14 protein-coding genes are annotated in these 19,341 nt (G+C 43.7%); 8 read left to right on the forward strand and 6 right to left on the reverse strand.

From position 1 onward, the window contains the following. Positions 1-37: 37 nt before the first annotated feature. Positions 38-1,648: a gliding motility lipoprotein GldJ gene (gldJ, locus tag P0M11_RS07750; RefSeq protein ID WP_275625163.1), complete on the reverse strand. Its 1,611-nt coding sequence runs from the start codon at positions 1,646-1,648 to the stop codon at positions 38-40. A 163-nt stretch (positions 1,649-1,811) separates the two neighbouring features. Between gldJ and porU the strand changes: the two genes are divergently transcribed. The 3 genes from porU (at position 1,812) to P0M11_RS07765 (ending at position 9,250) form a co-directional block, all read left to right on the forward strand. Beyond that, entirely contained in the window at positions 1,812-5,684 is a 3,873-nt protein-coding gene (gene porU, locus P0M11_RS07755) for a type IX secretion system sortase PorU (RefSeq protein WP_275625164.1), read from the forward strand. 44 nt (positions 5,685-5,728) lie between these two features. Next, complete coding sequence (gene porV, locus P0M11_RS07760) at positions 5,729-6,898, forward strand: type IX secretion system outer membrane channel protein PorV (RefSeq protein ID WP_275625165.1); 1,170 nt, start codon at positions 5,729-5,731, stop codon at positions 6,896-6,898. An 81-nt stretch (positions 6,899-6,979) separates the two neighbouring features. After that, complete coding sequence (locus tag P0M11_RS07765) at positions 6,980-9,250, forward strand: FUSC family membrane protein (protein WP_275625166.1); 2,271 nt, start codon at positions 6,980-6,982, stop codon at positions 9,248-9,250. Here P0M11_RS07765 and P0M11_RS07770 read toward each other — a convergent pair. The 3 genes from P0M11_RS07770 to P0M11_RS07780 all read right to left on the reverse strand — a co-directional run bounded on the left by P0M11_RS07770 (position 9,247) and on the right by P0M11_RS07780 (position 10,925). After that, the gene (locus tag P0M11_RS07770) at positions 9,247-9,906 is read right to left on the reverse strand and encodes a 4'-phosphopantetheinyl transferase superfamily protein (protein ID WP_275625167.1); all 660 of its coding nucleotides are present in this window, start codon (positions 9,904-9,906) and stop codon (positions 9,247-9,249) included. The two genes, P0M11_RS07765 and P0M11_RS07770, sit on opposite strands and share 4 nt — an antisense overlap. A 97-nt stretch (positions 9,907-10,003) precedes the next feature. Then, entirely contained in the window at positions 10,004-10,336 is a 333-nt protein-coding gene (locus tag P0M11_RS07775; protein WP_275625168.1) for a hypothetical protein, read from the reverse strand. A 1-nt stretch (position 10,337) separates the two neighbouring features. Continuing rightward, positions 10,338-10,925: a hypothetical protein gene (locus tag P0M11_RS07780; RefSeq protein ID WP_275625169.1), complete on the reverse strand. Its 588-nt coding sequence runs from the start codon at positions 10,923-10,925 to the stop codon at positions 10,338-10,340. A 224-nt stretch (positions 10,926-11,149) separates the two neighbouring features. Between P0M11_RS07780 and ahcY the strand changes: the two genes are divergently transcribed. Both ahcY and P0M11_RS07790 read left to right on the forward strand, forming a co-directional pair. Beyond that, complete coding sequence (gene ahcY / locus P0M11_RS07785; protein WP_158063544.1) at positions 11,150-12,463, forward strand: adenosylhomocysteinase; 1,314 nt, start codon at positions 11,150-11,152, stop codon at positions 12,461-12,463. A 76-nt stretch (positions 12,464-12,539) separates the two neighbouring features. Beyond that, positions 12,540-13,079 carry a hypothetical protein gene (locus P0M11_RS07790; RefSeq protein WP_275625170.1) on the forward strand — a complete coding sequence of 180 codons (540 nt, stop codon included), beginning with the start codon at positions 12,540-12,542 and terminating at the stop codon, positions 13,077-13,079. Here P0M11_RS07790 and P0M11_RS07795 read toward each other — a convergent pair whose 3' ends face one another. Beyond that, the gene (locus tag P0M11_RS07795; protein WP_275625171.1) at positions 13,080-14,792 is read right to left on the reverse strand and encodes a tetratricopeptide repeat protein; all 1,713 of its coding nucleotides are present in this window, start codon (positions 14,790-14,792) and stop codon (positions 13,080-13,082) included. It abuts the gene before it with no gap. Between the two features lie 487 nt (positions 14,793-15,279). Here P0M11_RS07795 and P0M11_RS07800 point away from each other — a divergent pair, with 487 nt between their 5' ends. Continuing rightward, on the forward strand, positions 15,280-16,617 hold the full coding sequence (locus P0M11_RS07800) for a PDZ domain-containing protein (RefSeq protein ID WP_275625172.1): 1,338 nt from the start codon (positions 15,280-15,282) through the stop codon (positions 16,615-16,617). Further along, positions 16,614-17,153: a hypothetical protein gene (locus P0M11_RS07805; protein WP_275625173.1), complete on the forward strand. Its 540-nt coding sequence runs from the start codon at positions 16,614-16,616 to the stop codon at positions 17,151-17,153. Before P0M11_RS07800 ends, P0M11_RS07805 begins: the two co-directional genes overlap by 4 nt. On the opposite strand, the gene P0M11_RS07810 is transcribed toward P0M11_RS07805, so the two are convergent. Further along, on the reverse strand, positions 17,137-18,102 hold the full coding sequence (locus P0M11_RS07810) for a L,D-transpeptidase (RefSeq protein WP_275625174.1): 966 nt from the start codon (positions 18,100-18,102) through the stop codon (positions 17,137-17,139). The genes P0M11_RS07805 and P0M11_RS07810 overlap by 17 nt on opposite strands. A 126-nt stretch (positions 18,103-18,228) precedes the next feature. Between P0M11_RS07810 and P0M11_RS07815 the strand changes: the two genes are divergently transcribed. Beyond that, positions 18,229-19,254, forward strand: coding sequence for an asparaginase (locus P0M11_RS07815; protein WP_275625175.1), 1,026 nt, complete (start codon positions 18,229-18,231; stop codon positions 19,252-19,254). Positions 19,255-19,341 lie beyond the last annotated feature (87 nt).

Below are 19,341 nucleotides of genomic sequence, written 5' to 3' on the forward strand. Positions count from 1 at the left end.
TGAGGGAAGGATTTATTATTATTTATTACAACTAATGTTATCTTCTTGATCTGTTGTTCTGTGCGCCACGGGCATCCTGCGCTACACGGAAACCGATCCATCCATAACCGCCGCTCTGGCTTTTGAATCTTCTTTGTCCCGGATCCAGCCAGTATGCTGTATCCTGCCATGAACCACCTTTTACAACTCTGATTTCGTTTGTGATGGCTGAAGTTCTGGATGCGTTATCCTTTTGTACTACAACTCTTCCGCTACCGTCCACGAAGAAATTCTTACGCGGTGCATTGTACATGTTGAAATTTGCATTTGCTGCACTGTCTTCATCACCAGCTCTGAAGTTCAGTGAAGACTGTCTGTCGCCATCCCTGAAGTTACTGTAATCTGCGATGGTTTCTCTCTGGTACTGACCAGGCAGGTTTTTATACAGAAGTCTGCCGTCAGCAAGAGTGTCATACTGTATACTTCCGTCGTCTACACGAGCATAAGTTCCGTCACCATTTCTAAGGATTCTTTGTGGCGCGTTACCTCTGTAGTAATTGAAGTCGTTATAATCGGAATCGATAATCGGACGGTATACATCGGCAGTCCATTCGGCTACGTTACCAAACATACCGTAAAGTCCAAGGTCATTAGCCGGGTATTTCTTCACATCGGCAGTTCTTGCGGACCCGTCATTTTGCCATCCCGGAACACCGGAATAATCACCCGCTCCGTATTTGAAATTTTCCAGGAACATACCCTCATTACGGCCTTTCTGACCTCTCAGACGCTCAATCTCCGGAGTTTTTCCAAGAATATTGTTATATTCCCTGTTTTTCATTGTTCCCAATGCTGCAAATTCCCACTCAACCTCTGTAGGAAGTCTGAACTTTTGCACCAGTGGAGCTGCAGGAGACCTGTTGGCAGCCAAAATCCTTTGGTTGACATTTCTGTTCATACCGGATTTCTGAGCCAGTCTCTGCTCGTTAATATAGGCCTGCATATCCGGATCGTTTGATTTAAACTTATCCATATTGAAAGCAGATCCACCCTGGTTGTTGGATTCGTTTATATAAAGATCTTTAGCAATGATACCGGCATCCATCAATGCTTTCTCATTAGCTCTGTCCGTAAGCCATTCGCAATATTTATTCGCCTGAGACCAACTCACACCCACTACCGGATAGTAATCATATTCCGGAGATCTGAAATAGGTTTCAGAATAGTCATTTCTGGAAAGTTCATTGTCCCAAAGAAGTGTATCCGGCAGAGCACCGTTGTAGATTTCCCTGAAGCTTGGATCAGACGGTGGGAAAACATACTTAAGCCATGTCAGATATTCACGGTATTCATAGTTTGTAATCTCAGTTTCACCAAGGAAGAATGAACTTACCTGCATTCTGCGGGGCGAGTTATTCCAGTCATGCATTACATCATCTTTCACTAATCCCATTGTAAAAGTTCCGCCTTCCACATATACCATTCCTGGCCATCCTTTCAGTTTTTGCTGCTTGCCTGCGTAAAACCAACCTCTGTTATCGTTGGGTTTCCACCCGGTCTTGGATACGAAACTTTTCGTTCCGCCACCTTTACCGGATCCCCCTCCACAACTGGTAAGGACGAAAGCTGAACTTAATGCAATTAATGAAAACAACTTTAGTTTTTTCATAGTCGGTATAAATATTTTCAAAGTACAAAGAAATAATAATTTTATTAATTAATCAAGTAATGTTTTGATTTTTTTGAAACGAAAGCAATTTTATTTTATTGTATCGCAGGATTTTTTTAAAAATTTCGTTTAATTTGTATTCCTGAAAATTAATTCAAAAATAATGATCCGCAACCTTTCTTTTCTGTTCATTTTCCTCTTCACAGCCTGCTTTTTTTCGCAGAAGATAAGCATTAACTGGGAAGGAGCTAAGATCCGCGATTACGGGGAGATAAATATGAACCTTCCCACCTTCAGTAATCCCGGCTTTTCATTTGACCAAAATAATATTTTTATCAATATAAAACACAGCGCAGGCGAAAAAGATTTAAAAATCTCCGGCATGCAGTGGGAAACAGTTTCTGCGAGGGACCTTTACGACCTTCAGAAAGACAACATCCTTCCTTTTGAAATTAAAGATGTGGCCTATACCAACCACAAAGGTACAAGGACTGCGCATATCAATGTTTCACTCTTCAAGTCGGAGAATGGACGAATCCTGAGACTTTCGTCCTTTAATATAGAGGAAACCGCAAAACTTAATCCCAACACCCAGAAAGTGGGCACCACAAACAATCCGCTGAACACCGGGAATTTCTATAAAATAAAGGTGGACCGTTCAGGAATTTTCAGGATCACAAAAGATTTCCTGCAGGCCAATGGACTCAACCCGGCCAACATCAACCCAAAAAATTTCCGGATCTACGGCAACGGCGGTATTATGCTGTCTGAATTTAACCAGGACACAAAATATGATGCGTTGCAGGAAAATGCAATCCAGGTGGTGGGCGAGGCAGACGGTGTCTGGAATGACGGTGATTATGCCCTATTCTATGCGCAGGGACCTAATGGGTATAACCTTTATGATCCCACAAACGGAAACGGTTTCAAAAGGACCGATACCCGCACCGACCGCAGCAATAATGTGAAGAATCTGTATGATGACTTCTCCTACTATTTTATCAATTTCGATAAGGGTCCGGGAAAACGTGTCCAGGATTCAGACTTGCCGCTTACCGCCAATCCGATCACAAGGTATGATGACTATCAGGTTATAAATGATGACGAAAGGAATCTGCTTAAACTCGGTAAGATTTGGGTAGATGAGCCGGGCTTTACTGCACCCAAAACCTATACCATCACCACCAAGACCCCGGCACAACCCGGCGACCTAATTACCTACCGCACACAGGTGGTGGCCTATAAATCCCAGGGCAATACCCTAGCCTTCAACATCAATAATCAAAACAATTCGGTGCAGTCTGCGGCGCCCGGGGGACTTGACTTTGTACAGATGAGATTCCAGGGTACACTGAATAATGTATCAGGCAATACATTTAGCTTTAACTTTACCCCTGATATATCAGCAAATCCAAACGGAAATTTCTTTTTTGATTATCTGGAAATCCAATACCGGGAAAACCTTTCCTTCAACGGCGGACAGATGAATTTCCGCGATTTCTCACTGCAGAGCGGCTCGGGTCAGGCCTACAGCTTTGCTATGAGCAATGCCAGTGCCGCGGAACAGGTTTGGGACGTAACCGACATCACCAATGCGAAGCGGGCCATCAACAAAAACACAGGCAGCAGTACCTATAGTTTCGGCTATATCGCCAATGATCCCAACTTCAACAATGAATTTGTGGCTTTCCGTGCCGATGCTGCCTATACTCCTACTTATGTAGGCAAGACAGATAACCAGAACCTCAGCGCACTGCAAAATATTGATTATCTGGTATTGACCTCTCCTGAAATGATGACCCATGCCCAGCGAATGGCCAGCCATCACCAAACCAGGAATAATTTCACCACTGCAGTGGTTGACATCAATAAAATTTATAATGAGTTCAGCAGCGGCAGAAAAGACCTGACTGCCATCCGGGATTTCGTAACCCATCTGAACAGTCCGGCAGGTACGCTGAAATATGTGCTTATTTTGGGCGATACCACATATGATTTCAAGAACAGGATTCCGAATAACCATAATATTGTGCCTGCTTACCAGAGTGAGGAAAGCGGAAATTACGTAAGCTCCTTTGTGACGGATGACTATATCGGGATGACAAGCCCGCAAACCGCAACCCACCTGCCAAGCATGCTGGCCGACGTACCTGTGGGAAGGCTGCCTGCCGCTAACATTCAGGAAGCAAAACTGCTTGTTGACAAAACCCTTGCATACTATAATAATCTGCCGGGGCAGTCTTCGCCCTTTGGTATCTGGAGAATGAAACTTGATTTCGTGGCTGATGATGACAAAGATGGAGGCACCCCATTCCACACCATTATGGATGAAACCTTACAGGATCTTTTTGAGGCAGCTACCGACAAACCTGAGTACAATGTACGTAAACTGTACATGGATGCATTCCCGGCAGTCAATACGGCCGGCGGACAGCGTTACCCCCAGGTCAACCAGGCCATCGCAAACGATGTAGGAAACAGCCTGTATATGTTCTATCTTGGACATGGGGGCATCAATGGCTGGGCTCAGGAACGGATCCTTACTTCCGATGAGATTGAGGATTTCAACAATTTCTCCAATGTATACAGCCGCTTCCCACTGGTTTCAACCATAACCTGTGAATTTACCCTTTGGGACGAACCCGGAACATTTTCTGCAGGAGAGCAGTTCATAAAACTGCCATCGGGTGGTGCTGCAACAATGATTACCTCCAGCCGTGCGATTGATGTGAATTATGGAGTAATGTTTACAGACACTTTTACCAAAAGCATTTTTGAACTTAATGCCGGTGACTTTGATACCCTTGGAAATGCATTCCTGCAGGCTAAATTTGATTTTGGCGGAAATCCAAATCACCTTAAGGTAAATTTTCTGGGCGACCCGGCTATGAAACTGAGCCGTCCGAAAAAACTTCTGGCCATAGATAATGTAGAAACTCCCGTGCCGGGACAGATACGTGCGCTTGACTTTGTGAAGATTACCGGCCACATCAATAATGCCAACGGAACACTGAATACGAACTTTAACGGCCGCGTGGTTATCAATATTTACGACAAGCGACTGAATAAAACAACACTGAATAATGACGGCAGCCTTACACCGATACTCAACTATACTGAGGAAGGAAGCCCGATTGTTAAGGCCTCCGGGACCGCAGTAAACGGTGTGTTCACCGTTGAGTTTTATGTTCCCAACGATATTAATTACACCATGGGAACCGGTAGGATGCTGGCCTATGCCGACAATAAAGTGGAAGATGTGTTCATTAACCAGCCGGTACAGATCGGCGGTATAAACCCCAACGGCATCAATGACAGTGAGCCGCCGAAGGTGAAACTCTATATGAATAACACCAATTTTGCTGACGGAGGCATAACGGATCAAAATCCGATGCTGCTGGCCTGTATTACAGATGATACCGGAATCAACTCCACCGGTGCGGGTGTGGGTCATGATATCGTGACTTACCTGGACGGACAGATTATTAATACTGTTGTCCTGAACGACTTCTATTCCAGCGGTGACGGCAACGGTTGTGTAAATCCCGGACTGGCCGATTACCAGAAAGGCAATGTAACTTACCCATTCCGCAACCTGGCACCCGGCGAGCATACGCTAACGTTCAAGGTTTGGGACATCAACAATAATTCGACTACGGAAACGTTACGCTTTATAGTGAAGGATGAAACCAACCAGAACCTGGTGATCAACAGACCGCTGAACTGGCCGAATCCGTTTACCAACAAAACCTATATCCATTTTGAGCATAACTGTGATGATATACTTGATGTAAACGTGCAGATCTACACCATTACCGGTAAGCTGGTACGCACGCTGAGCCAACCTGTGGTGGCCGAGCCTTTCCTGCAGGGCTTCCGCACACCCCGACAGGCAATTGAGTGGGACGGACTGGATGATTATGGCGATGCTGTAGGTAAGGGCACTTACATCTTTAAAATATTTGCGCGCAGCCAGAATCAGGAAAAATGCAAAGGAGGAGCTACAGCAGTAGAAAAAATGGTATTATTGAGATAAAAACATCAAAATAATTTATATATTTGGAAATTAAATATAACTATATGGATTTTACAAAAAGACTTCTTTTAGGATTAGGTTTAGGTGTAGGCATTACTGCTTTTGCACAGGATTTAAGTAAAATCAGGCCGGTACTTACCGGTGCGCCTTTCCTGAGAGTTGCTCCAGATGCACGTTCCGGAGGTATGGGTGATCAGGGGGTTGCCACTTCTGCTGATGTCTATTCTCAGTTCTGGAACGCGGCAAAATATCCTTTCTCAAGAAATTTATCGGGAGTGGGTGTAAATTACACTCCTTATATGGGAAAACTGACCAATGATGTATTTCTGCTCTACGGTTCCTATTACCGGTTTATTGGTGAGGAGGAAAGATCCACCATCGGTGCCAGTATCTATTACTTCAACATGGGTGAGGTAAACCTAACCAGACTGGTAGATAACAACGCTGTTGCCGACGAAGGAACAGCTAAACCAAATGAGTTTGCCATCGACGTATCTTACGCTCTGAGACTTGCAGATTCATTCTCCATGGCGGTAACCGGTAGATTTATCCGCTCAGACCTCTCCGGAGGATTCAACACAGACACGACACTGAAGCCTGCAAACTCCTTTGCGGTAGACATATCTTCCTACTATACCACTCCACGTTTTTCAGGCCTTGGAGGCATGGACAATAAAATCAACGCGGGTCTTGCTATCCAAAACCTTGGTCCTAAACTGGATTATACGGGTGATGAGGATTCAAGGACTTACCTGCCTACTATAGCAAGGTTGGGTGCAGGATATGATGTCTTCATAGATGATGTGAACCGTGTAGGTATTTCTGTGGAAGGATCCAAACTGCTGGTCCCGGGTGCCGAGATTACAAGAATTGACCCGCTTACACAGCAGGCTGTTTATGAAGTGCCTAACGTAGGTGTTATGGAAGGTATCGGTAAATCATTTAACAATCCAAAAAGCATCATGCTGTCCGGTGCACTGGAATATGCCTATGACAATGCTTTCTTTGTCCGCGGCGGTTACTTTCATGAAAGTGAAGAGCAGGGTGCAAGACAGTTTGCCACTGCCGGTATCGGCCTTAAGTACAACGCTTTTGCACTGGATGTGTCTTATCTGATCAATATGTCCAAGTTGAATTCGGCGCTGGACAATACACTAAGGTTTGGTCTTACCTGGAATATTGGCGATGAATCAATGAATGCTACTGATTATTAATCGGAAACATAAATTTTACTAAGACCTCCCAGTGAGGTCTTTTTTATTTGCTGAACGGCCGTCCGGTCACCTTTCCACACAATGAACTACACTTCTGAACTTCGCAAATTCATCACCAGTCAGTATCTTTACTCTGCAGTAAGGATTGCGTTGGCTATTGTGATTCCGAGTATGGTGTTGGCTTATTTTGGTTTGCTGAAAGAGTACTTCCTTTTCCCGCTGGGTACAAGTTTCGTAGGACTTACCGATATGGCCGGACCGTTTGTCCGCCGGCGTAACGCCCTGGCAGTTGCTGTCTGTACTTTTACTTTTGTAGCTGCATTAGGCATAGCTTCACACAACCTTTTGCCCCTGGCCTACCTGGAAATCATTATCATCGGAATCTTTTTTTCAATGATTGGAGTTTACGGGCAGAGACTGGCCGCCGTGGGAGGTCTGACCCTGGTGGTTTTCTCGATTTTTATTGACGGCAACCTTTCCGGCGACCGGCCACTGAAAGATCTGCTTATCTTCACTGCCGGGTGCATTTGGTTTCTGCTTATATTTCTGGTGGTTTCCCGGCTGCAACCCTACAAGCTTGCCAGCCAGATGATCGGTGAAAACTATCTGCAACTTGCAGAATACCTTAAGATTAAAGCCAAATTTTATGGACAGGGAGCCCGTATAGACGACCTGTATCGTGAGGTGATAGCACATCAGGTGATTATTAAAAATCTTCAGGAAGAAACGCGCGAAGTAGTGTTCAAGACACGGACCATAGTAAATGAAAGTACCACCACCAGCAGATTGCTAATGCTGATGTTCCTGAACTCAGTTGATCTCTTTGAGAAACTTTTTACCTCCGATCAGGACTACAGGAAAATACACGAGAGTTTTGACGATGCTGAAATTCTGCAGGAAATACAGTCTTATCTGCTTTTATTGTCCGAAGAAATATCAAATATCGGTATCGCCCTGCAAGGCGGCGTAAAAAGCAGACCTCTGCACCCGTTTGTAACACAACTGGAAGAACTTCATGAAAAGTATTTTGATTTGCGGAACCGGGAACTCAATGCCGGCACCCTGGAAAGCTTCATGGCACTGCGACTGATCCTGGCCCGGGTGAAGGACATCAGCGATGATGTCTCTGTTATCTACAAGGTTTTTACCCAAGACCTTCGTAATGCCAAAAGCCTTTCCACCGGACTTGATTTTGATAAATTTGTGCCCAAACAGGAGCGTATTAACATTGGTGTGTTGGTGAACAATCTGTCGCTGAAATCGGCGCACTTCCGGCATGCGGTACGTATCACCTGTGCACTTTTGCTGGGTTTTACCATTGCTAAGCTGAGTTTTCTGAACATCGGCCATTCCTACTGGATTCTGATTACAATCATAGCCATTATGAGACCGGCCTACAGCACCACCAAATACCGGAACCTCCTTCGCCTGTACGGCACTGTGGCAGGTGCTGTGGCGGCGTACATCATCCTGATCTTTGTAACAAATGAGGCTTTACTCCTAACTGTTCTTTTCACATCAATGATCCTTTGTTTTGCGCTGCTGAAGGAAAAATATGCCTGGGCTGTGTTCTTTATGACACTCTATATTTTCATCACCTTTAACTTCCTGAATCCGGGGAATGTAAACCTGCTATTTAAAGACCGTATCCTGGATACGCTCATTGCGGGTTTGATTGCGTTCCTGGTGTCCTATTTTATATTGCCTGTATGGGAACATACGCAGAATGCGGACCTGATGAAAAAATCTACGGCAGCAAATATCCGCTACTTCCAGACGGTCATCAACAAAATCAGGCAGGTGGGCGACGTAAATGACGAAAACTACCGCCTGCAGCGCAAGGAAGCTATAATCAGTCTGGCCAACCTTTCGGATAATTTTCAGCGGATGCTCTCAGATCCTAAAAACAGACAGAAACAGCTTGAAAGCCTGCATCAGTTTGTGACTACGGCCCACCTGCTTACTGCCTATACCGCTTCTCTGGCACAATATAACAGTACAGATGACGGTTTTCCGGAAATTGATACGGAAACGTGGAAACTGAAGATTACCGGTGAACTGAACCGCATATTATCTTTACTGAATAATGATGAACAGGACGAAGACAGCATAGCCCACAGCAGGCTGAAGCCGCACGGCACGGTAGATGAACTGATTGAAAAAAGAAAATCTGAAATTTCCGAACATGAATTTTATGATAACCGTGATCCGAACCGTATAACACGCCTTACCGTGCTCAGCAGTATAAGTGAGATCCTGGAACTGATTTTTGATGTGGTTCATGAACAGCGCAAAGTAACCGAGCAATACAGCAGACTTCAGATTGAGTCCGCATCCTGTGCTTTATCCTAAAAGGGACTGGAGGTCAGAACTTTGTAATTCAGCATATGATCCTCCTCCACTACGGCGAAATAATAATCTTCCATCTTTATGACGCGCGCTGTATAGCAGTCTTCAAAATCTTCATCAAATACACGGCACTTTAAATTGGATAGCTGGTCCAGAATAAATGCTTCAACCTGATAGTGTTTCTTCAGTGACCAAAGCTTAGAAGGATGCAGTTTGTAGAGTGCCTCCTTCACGGCCCAGATTACGGTCAGGAGTTCCACTTCATCTTCCGTTTCGGTCCAGGAAAGCTCAGCATCATTCAGGAATTTGTGTTTTACCCTAACGATCTTGGGTTGGATTCGCTCCATATCAATCCCAACTCTCTTCTGCGAGATAGCAAGAGCAGCAAAAGGATAAGAATGACTGATGGAAATAAATGCATCCTTCGGAAAAAGATAGGGCTGGCCGATCGTTTTGTAAAGAATCTTATGATCCGGTTTCAGCATCTTCAGCATCTGGCGGATCATCAGATATTCGATGAGTTTTTTTGGATGATAATGCTCCACTTTGGCAAAATTCTCCGGCTCTATAAGTGCCTTGTGATCAAAGGTATCTTCTTCGTTATATTTCCAGAAAAGAATGGAGGCATTTTCGTCGGTAAGATCCTGGTAAAAAGGCATAGGTAGTCGTAAGTAAGCAAATTTAATAAAAAAACAGTTTAAGCAGCTGAAAAAATGGATTGCATCGCAAAACATACTTCGGCTATGACTTTCTCGCTTAACTTATCATCTCACTGGGTATTTCTGAAGCATACTCTGCCACATCCTCAAAATTGAGCAGAGATGAGGGATTTGCGAAGTACTGCTGGGATGAAGCAGCATATAACTCTAAAATTGCCTGCTCGAAATAGGGATGAGTTGCTGTGTTTGTGCCACTGTTGAAATGTGGAATATCGGCATACATAATGGAACGCTGATATAAAACCCTATTGTTAAGACCAGCTTGTGTGAACTGGCCGGAGTTTATCAGTAATTGATCTAATGTAATATCTTCTTGCGCAAAACAAAATGTTGCAAGAAATACGAATAAAGATTGTAAGATTTTCTTCATATTACAATGTGCTATAATTAATGTCAAATCTACCATCAGTAATTTCAATTATTTCATTTCCATTTTCTTCCTTTAATTTACCATCAAAGATTCCGGAACAGCCATTATTATCAAACCTGGTAACAACAATTTTGCCTGAATTTATGAAACTTCCATAGTTTTTCCATTCCCCTGTTGACGGACTTTTTGCATAACATTTCATATATGAGTTAAATGGCTGGTTATTATCATTGTAAAAATATGCATCATTCAAAGTGTACTCACCATTTCCGATTATAGAAAATTTGTACATATAAAGTTCCACTGTGAATAGATTTTTTACATCCTTGCCACGCTTTGCAGATAATTTGTTCGAATGATTTGGTGTTCCAATATAATATCCATAAAAATGCATTGGTTTCTCAACAACTGTAGAACCAATTGCTGCATTTGGCAGAAAGACTACTCCGTTCAGTTTGCAGCCAAAGGTATTAGCCCCGGTTTGGGTGATGGGCGGCAAAGTGTTTTCTTCTGGAATGTCGTTTAAAGCGTTTCTGCCGCAACTTGCGGAAAAAATGGCAAGGATAGAAAGTAATATAAAATTTTTCATAATATTTTGTTTTTGAATTGTTTAAAGTTAGTAAGAATTAGTATCTCTTTGTATGATTGCGGTCATAAGATCCTCAACTGAGTGATAACACCAGAATGAACTGCGCGCAATAATATGAGAATCGCAAAGACGAAGGAGCCTTTTCTCCGGTAAGATCCTGGTAAAAAGGCATGTTTTGCGGTAAAGGAATTAGTTCGTAAATTTGCACAAATATTTTCAATAAGATGGAAACTACCACACAATACGTCCCTTATAAAGTTAAGGATATCTCATTAGCTGAATGGGGAAGAAAGGAAATAATGCTTGCCGAAGCAGAAATGCCGGGCTTAATGGCTATCCGCGAGGAGTACGGTCCAAGCCAGCCGCTGAAAGGGGCAAGGATTGCGGGTTGTCTGCACATGACTATCCAGACTGCTGTTCTTATAGAAACTTTGGTCGCTCTGGGTGCCGATGTTACTTGGTCTTCCTGTAATATATTTTCCACTCAGGATCACGCCGCTGCTGCAATTGCTGCTGCCGGAATCCCTGTTTATGCCTGGAAAGGAATGAACGAGGAGGAATTCGACTGGTGTATTGAGCAGACTTTATTCTTCGGTGAAGACAGAAAACCTCTGAATATGATCCTTGATGACGGTGGCGACCTCACCAATATGGTTTTCGACCGTTATCCGGAACTTACGAAAGAGATCAAAGGTCTTTCTGAAGAAACTACGACAGGTGTACACCGTCTGTACGAACGAATGGCCAACGGAACTCTTGTAATGCCGGCCATCAACGTAAATGACTCTGTTACAAAATCGAAATTTGACAATAAATACGGATGTCGTGAATCTGCAGTAGATGCGGTAAGAAGGGCTACCGACGTGATGCTTGCAGGTAAAAGAGTGATCGTTTGTGGATTTGGAGACGTAGGTAAAGGAACTGCGGCCTCATTCAGAGGAGCCGGATCCATTGTTACCGTTACGGAAATTGACCCGATCTGCGCGCTTCAGGCCGCTATGGAAGGTTATGAGGTGAAGAAACTGGACAGCGTAATCGAAACTGCCGACATCATCATTACAACTACAGGTAACTTCAACATTGTAAGAGGCGAACACTTCAAAAAGATGAAGGACAAGACCATCGTTTGTAATATCGGTCACTTCGACAATGAAATAGACATGGCCTGGCTGAACGCAAATTACGGCGATACCAAAAACGAGATCAAGCCTCAGGTAGATCTTTACAATATTGACGGAAAAGACATCATCATCCTGGCAGAAGGCCGTTTGGTAAACTTGGGTTGCGCCACAGGACACCCGAGTTTCGTAATGTCCAACTCATTCTCTAACCAGACTTTGGCACAAATTGAGCTTTGGACCAATTCTGCTGCATACAAAAATGAAGTTTATACACTTCCAAAGAAACTGGATGAGAAAGTAGCTATGCTTCACCTGAAAAAAATCGGTGTGGAACTGGAAACACTTTCTGAAGAGCAGGCAAAATACATTGGTGTAGAGGTTGAAGGACCTTATAAGCCTGAATATTACAGATACTAAACTTGTTTTTTTAAACAGTCACAGACTCTCCGGAAATCGGAGAGTTTTTTTTATATTTGAACAAACCAACTTTGCCATGAATAAAATTTTCCTCCTGCTGATTTCGCTCTTTGTTTCAAGTTCCTGTACGGTTTACGGCGTAACCGATGATTACCGTAAACTTTCTGAAGAACAGCAACAGAAGGTAGTGCCGCTGGTCGCATTTACAGAAACCGATAACAATCATATTTATAAAGTAAACGGAAAGCAACTCAGGGAGGAAATTCAGAAACATCCGCGTGCTTTGGTTTACACCTTTACGAATGGGTGTAAATCGGAATACTGTTTACCCATGTCCACGTATGAAAAGTATGCCCGAGACAACGGTTATCAGCTGTTTTTGGTGATGCAGGGTTTTGGGAACCTCAATGAAACTGTGCAACAGCGTTCGCCAGTTTTCACAGCACCGCTTTACGCAATGGATGCAGACTATTACAATTCCAGGTTTTCCTGGAATTTCAGCAAATACTTTGAAAATGACCTCCGCGCGCAACCACGCAAAACTAAGAATGAGTGGTTAGGCAGCCTTTATTTTTTTGAAAACGGCGAGCTCGTGAAGGTAGCGCACGGGCTATAATCAGTAAACTCCGGAATTAACCAGGTCCATGAGTTTTTCATATTTCTCGCCAAGCCTGCGCTTTAAACGCTGACGCGATTTTTTTACAGCATCCTGTGTAATTCCCAGGAGACCGGAGATTTCAGCCGGCCCGAATCCCAGTTTCTGCAGGAGGATGATACGGAGATTCGCAGCCGTTAAATCGGGAAACTCCGTTTTCAGGATTTCATAGAACTCCGGATACTCCTTCCTGAACTGCTTCCTGAAGTTCTGCCAGTTTTCCTCAGTCATCAGGTGGGACTGTAATATTTGTTCCAGTTTTCCTTCCTCCTCTTCCAGGTGAGCTGCCTCAGACCGCCGGATTTTTTCCATCTCCGCATTCAGTTGTGCAATATGTTCCTTCTTATTTTTCAGATACTCAATCTGATCCTGCACAGTCTGCCTGGTTTCATTTAGCCTGCGTTCATAGGTTTCCTTTTCGCGACTGAGTTTACGGATCATTGCACTATACCTTTGCTTTCGCCGCCCCTCTTTCCTTTTTAGCCGCATCAGATAAAGTGCCACCAGCACAAATCCCACCGCTGCTGCGACACCCACGGCTAGAAGAAGCCGGTCTCTTCCCCGAATTTTTTCATCAGCTTGAGCCATTTTTTGACGGAAAAGTGCTTTCTGAGTTATAAGATTGGCCCTGCTCAGTGGCTGCTCCCCATCCTTCAGGCGTAATGAATCTTCTAAACTACTGAGCTCGTGCCGTAGTCTCTGCAATTCACCTTCCCTGTTCATCATCTGATACAGATCTATCTTTATCTCGGCAATCTGCTTACGGGAATTCAGGAAATGGGGCCGGCTGACCGCTATCTTAAGGGCTTGCTTCAGCGCCTGCTCCGATGCCTGTATATGACCAGCTTTCATCAGCACCCGACCTAACGCAATTTGTGCAAACATGGTATTCTGTGCCGCTCCCAACTGTTTCGAGATTTCTATATCTTTCTGAAGAAGGGCAACGGCCTCTTTATAATCACCCTTTTCTTCACTGATAAGTGCCAGATTTCCGAGCGTTTTGGCATACCGGAGTAAGTCATTAACTTCTTTAGCAGAGTCGTGCGCGCTCCTAAAATAATTCTCTGCCTGGCCGAACTTGCCCGAGAGATAATGGTATTGTCCGATATTGTCAAGAATTTCAGCGTATTGTGCCGAATTTTCGGTGGTATGGTGCTGTGCTCTCTTTAACATGACTATGGCTTCATCATAATCGCCAATAGTTCCTAAATAATATCCTATTGTTTTATAAGTCCACCACGGATCAATTAACTCCCGCGCACTGCGTTTTTCGGTGGCATGAAGTCCTTTCAGAAAGAAAGGCATTGCCCCCGTCATCTCGCGGTACCTGTACAGATATTCGGCGTAGCTAAGTTCTGCCCATAGAAGTAGAGCAACATCACCTGATTTTGTGGCATTATTTATAGAGTTTTTATAATGGAAGTTGCTTTTTGCATTTATCCGGTCCAGTGAATTCGCATATCCTTTTGCCAACAGTGTTTCTGCGATGATGCGGTGTACTGAAGATTCCTGCTGCCATATCTTTCTCAAAGCTGCCGTATCTCTAATCAGATGCTCACTTGTGCGTATGCTGTTTTCATATTCCTGTATGCGAGCAGAACTGTAAACCGGCCCGGACATTGCCAGTGTGAACTGAGAGCAAAAAAGCAGAATAAAAATATACCGTAGCGTCATTAAATCATTTAAAACTTCGTGAAAAGCATCTAAGGGAAATGTATAATGAACAATTTACAAAAATCCGCGACGCTTTACAAAATTCACTGCACCCTTTTTTTATTATGCAGGCAACAATTTCCCCTCAGACCAACTGTCTTTGATTCAGTTGTATCTTTAAGCGCTAACATACAAAGAACAGCCGGCGAAGGGATTCAACAGCTATAAAACTGAATATCAGCTCTTTAAAAACATCAGACGAATTGTCCCCCTTTTGTCCCCTCATTAAATTTTTATCTGAATGTTCATAATATTAATTTAGCAAAGTAAAGCAGGACATCTAAATATTATCCATTAACCATGAAAACACAAATGATGGGAAAAAGTTCTGCTGCATAAGTCTCCGGAACCGCTTCCGGAGATTTTTTTTGGTCTGGAATAATGCGCGGATTTTCCTCCCTACCAAAAAGAGTACAAATGCAGCTGAAAGATTTTGTAACTTCATGAGGTGAAATCCCTGTTGATCCTTTTGGTCTTAACCCTTTCCTACGTACGTGCGCAGGACGGTTTACTGCTGGATCAGAATACGAAGAAGGAAACCATTTCATTTCAACTAATCAATAATCTCATTTTTATTCCGATCACTGTAAACGGAGTGGAGCTTACCTTCCTGCTGGACACCGGAGTGGCGGAAACACTGCTATTCAGTGTGGGTGACAGCGAGCTCGTGCTGCAGGATACCGAACGAGTAAAATTTTCAGGACTGGGTGGTGCAGTTGAAATTGAAGGTTTGAAATCAGTAAATAATAAAGTGCAGATCGGCAGTACTTTCGCGGACAGCAATCATACCATTTTTGTTATTCTGGATGAAGAGTTTAACTTCTCCTCACATGTCGGTATTCCTGTGAACGGCATTATAGGCTATCCCTTTTTCCGTAACCATCAGGTCAAAATTGATTATCAGGCAAAAAAAATTACCGTTTACCGGAAACACAGCAACTATAAAATTCCCAGAAAATCATTTGCGGAGCTGGACATTACGATTGAAAGTAATAAGCCTTATGTCATGGCGGGAGTGGAACAGGTAGCTTTTCGGCAGGATTCCAAACTGTTGCTGGACCTGGGAAACAGTGATCCACTTTGGCTTTTTCCCGAAGTAATTGACGGATTCCAGTATAACCGACCAAATATTGACGATTTCCTGGGCCGCGGATTTAATGGAGATATTTATGGTAAAAGGAGTCGCATCCATCGGTTGTATCTGGACAGATTCACTTTCGAAAAACCCCTGGCCGCGCATCCTGATGCTGAGTCTGTGCGGCATCTTACCTTGGTGCCGGGCAGAAAAGGCTCAATTGGCAATGACCTGCTGAGGCGTTTTACCCTTATTTTTGATTATCCCATGAATAAGCTCTACTTAAAGAAAAACCGCTTTTATTATGATCCCTTTCACCTGAATATGAGTGGTCTGGAAGTGAAACATGACGGCATGACCTGGAGCCAGGAACTCGTTAAAGTGGAGAATCCCTCGCCGCGCCATTCTGAAACCGCCGGCGGATATGCTGCTGCCACCAATGAATTCCGCTATAAGTTTACCCTGAAACCGGAATATTCGGTAGCGGGAATCCGTGCAGGATCGCCCGCATCACTTGCAGGCTTAAGGAAGGGTGACAAACTCATGAAACTGAACAACAGAAATACAGCGGAGATGAAACTGGATCACATTATGCAGCTGTTAAAGTCTGAACCGGGCAAAAAAATTACAGTTGAGATTATCAGAGAAGATAAATTCCAAAAATTCACTTTTTTCCTGGAAGACCCTGTACCATACACCGATATACAATGAATACTGAAGAAACAACCATGGACCGTATGAGGTCCAGACCCCGGTTTAAAATGTATACTTCCCTAAGTCCTGAAGAGTACTCGCAGAACCTGAAAGCATATCTTAAAAAGCACGGTAAGTACTTTGCAGGCAACATCAATCCGCAAACGGCTGTCATTACGGTAATAACAGAGTATGACCATTACTGGAAGCCTAACCTTGCACTGCGTACCGAACTGGAGGATGGCAGGACAACAGTCAGAGGCATCTTTGGTCCAAGTGCAGCAGTCTGGACATTCTTTATGTTTCTGTATTTCCTGTTTGGAATACTATGGATGGTATTCATCACCCTTTGGTTTGTAGGCGTACAAATTAAGATTGATGACTACACATGGGCACTGCCGGTGTCATTTCTAACTCTGGCACTCATCATACTCACCTATCTGGCGTCGTTATGGGGTCAGAAAAAAGCAGCTCACGAAATGAAGCTGCTCAGGAAATTCGCCATCAGTTCTACCCTGCCGCATGAGGCTGAAGAAATTAAGCCCGCGGAATAATGTCAGCCTCTTTTTTTGCTGCTGATAAGGATTTGTTCCTCAAGGACTTTGCATTCTGTTGCTCTTTAAGGATTTCCGGAAGATAAGGTACGAAAACGCGGTTCAGGTCAGCTTCAGAAATTTCGTTGGCTGCCGGATCTGACGGCAGTTTAAGCCAGGGACGGCTTTTAAAATCAGATTCGCCAAATACGATTACAGGCGTACCTTTGGCAGCTAAGGTTTGCCCTCCGTCCTTAAGGATCCAGGTGTCTGCCCAGGAATACATCCATTTGGCATCTTCCTCCAGCAGCCTGAGACATGAATGCGACGCATGGTGGCCCGGAAGGTCATATTGGTGCCAACCTATGCCCAGGGTATTGTGAATATTGAAATTCCACCTTAATATCCATTCTGAATTTGAAGTGGAAATCGCTTCTTCCTTTTTCCAGTTGGCAAACATGAGTCCTTTTTTAGTAGGTGTGTCTTTTTTACCCATACTGCTCGGCCCCCATTTAATTAGACTGCCACCTTCATAGAGTGCGTAAGCATGTATCGCATAAGAGAAAAAAACCATCTTGTCCACCTGTTTCAATGAATCAAGCGTTTTCGGAAAGGGGGAATACTGAAGGAAATCATCCGCAAATTTGTCCGGAATAATCAGTGAATCTGCCCTCCAGCTGTTCTTTTTATCAAGTCGGTTCAAAGCCAAAACCGTATATTGTTCACTGTCGCTGAATTTCTCTTTAAAAGCCGCCATTGCGGAATCTTTCTTATTTTTCGGAAACAGGAAATATGTATATTTCACACGTTCTGCCTCACGGCGGAGTGAATCTTCAATTTTCCGGTCATGTTGCTTTACGACCTGGTTCTCCCGGGCAGGCATAGTATCACTTTTTGTACAGTTTATAAGGTTCATCATCACAAACCCTGCTAATAGGGCCGTTCCCTGTTTCCCCAATACTTCCTTCATATTCGTCATCTTTGCGCTCACAGTTCCAAGAATAATACCAAATTTAGCACACTTACGATTTAAAAAGAATAACGGGTATATCTACACTTATTTCAGTTTAGGCTGAATTACCGTAAATTTACGACTATGAAACGCAATGTACTCTTGATTTATACGGGTGGCACCATAGGAATGGAAAAAAACTATGAAACCGGAGCGCTCGTTCCCTTTAATTTTTCAAATATCTTCAGCAAAATCCAGGAAATGAGCCTTATTGAATGTGAGATCTCAGTAAAGGCTTTCAGTAAGCCAATCGATTCCTCTGACCTGGGCCCGGAGGAATGGAAAAAAGTGGCCGGGTATATTCAGGAAAATTATGAGAGCTATGACGGATTCCTGATCCTTCACGGAACAGATACCATGTCCTATACCGCCTCAGCTTTAAGTTTCATGCTGAAAGGCCTGAGAAAACCGGTTATCCTTACAGGTTCCCAGCTCCCAATTGGAGATCTGCGTACCGATGCAAAAGAAAATCTGCTCACCGGCCTCTATTACGCGAGCCTATACGAAAACGGGGAAGCCGTTATTCAGGAAGTGGCCATTTATTTTGAATATAAATTGCTGCGCGGGAACCGCACCTTAAAATATTCAGCTGAATACTTTGACGCCTATCAAAGTCCAAATTATCCTATGCTGGGACAATCCGGTGTACATCTGAAGGTAGATAAGGATGCTCTATACCGCAGCCCGGCTGAACTTCCCTTTTCTGCAGATATGCATATCTCCCGTGAAGTACTGTTCTGGCGAATTTTTCCGGGCATGACACTGGATTATTTTACTGAGATACCGAAAATGAAGGTGCTGATCTTACAGGTCTTTGGCAGCGGTACCATTTTCAGCAGTGCCAAAACTGAACGCACACTGCGTAAAATTAGGGAGAACGGGACAGAGATTGTGGTTGTTACACAGTGTATCTCGGGAGGTATAAGTTTCGGGAAATACGAGAACAGTAATATCTTTAACAGGATAGGAGCCATAAGTGGACAAGATATGACCGCTGAAAGTGCAATTACGAAGGCAATGCACCTGCTGGACAATCCCAATTACTCCGGGTCGTTTTCCGAAAACTTTACCAAATGTTTGAGTGGTGAATTCAGCGAAGTAACAAACTAATCAGATATCTCTGTCAACGTGTGGGTTGCAAGCAAGCACAAACATACTGCAAGTTTGAATAACGGTCATCAGGCAGTTTATGCAGAT

Origin of the sequence: Kaistella sp. PBT33-4 (assembly GCF_029194425.1) — a bacterium.
Taxonomy (GTDB): Bacteria; Bacteroidota; Bacteroidia; order Flavobacteriales; family Weeksellaceae; genus Marnyiella.

Excerpts from the sequence above, each read along its gene's own strand:
- gldJ (WP_275625163.1), bottom strand. The coding sequence starts at position 1,648 with ATGAAAAAACTAAAGTTGTTTTCATTAATTGCATTAAGTTCAGCTTTC.
- porU (WP_275625164.1), top strand. The coding sequence starts at position 1,812 with ATGATCCGCAACCTTTCTTTTCTGTTCATTTTCCTCTTCACAGCCTGC.
- porV (WP_275625165.1), top strand. The coding sequence starts at position 5,729 with ATGGATTTTACAAAAAGACTTCTTTTAGGATTAGGTTTAGGTGTAGGC.
- P0M11_RS07765 (WP_275625166.1), top strand. The coding sequence starts at position 6,980 with ATGAACTACACTTCTGAACTTCGCAAATTCATCACCAGTCAGTATCTT.
- P0M11_RS07770 (WP_275625167.1), bottom strand. The coding sequence starts at position 9,906 with ATGCCTTTTTACCAGGATCTTACCGACGAAAATGCCTCCATTCTTTTC.
- P0M11_RS07775 (WP_275625168.1), bottom strand. The coding sequence starts at position 10,336 with ATGAAGAAAATCTTACAATCTTTATTCGTATTTCTTGCAACATTTTGT.
- P0M11_RS07780 (WP_275625169.1), bottom strand. The coding sequence starts at position 10,925 with ATGAAAAATTTTATATTACTTTCTATCCTTGCCATTTTTTCCGCAAGT.
- ahcY (WP_158063544.1), top strand. The coding sequence starts at position 11,150 with ATGGAAACTACCACACAATACGTCCCTTATAAAGTTAAGGATATCTCA.
- P0M11_RS07790 (WP_275625170.1), top strand. The coding sequence starts at position 12,540 with ATGAATAAAATTTTCCTCCTGCTGATTTCGCTCTTTGTTTCAAGTTCC.
- P0M11_RS07795 (WP_275625171.1), bottom strand. The coding sequence starts at position 14,792 with ATGACGCTACGGTATATTTTTATTCTGCTTTTTTGCTCTCAGTTCACA.
- P0M11_RS07805 (WP_275625173.1), top strand. The coding sequence starts at position 16,614 with ATGAATACTGAAGAAACAACCATGGACCGTATGAGGTCCAGACCCCGG.
- P0M11_RS07810 (WP_275625174.1), bottom strand. The coding sequence starts at position 18,102 with ATGAAGGAAGTATTGGGGAAACAGGGAACGGCCCTATTAGCAGGGTTT.
- P0M11_RS07815 (WP_275625175.1), top strand. The coding sequence starts at position 18,229 with ATGAAACGCAATGTACTCTTGATTTATACGGGTGGCACCATAGGAATG.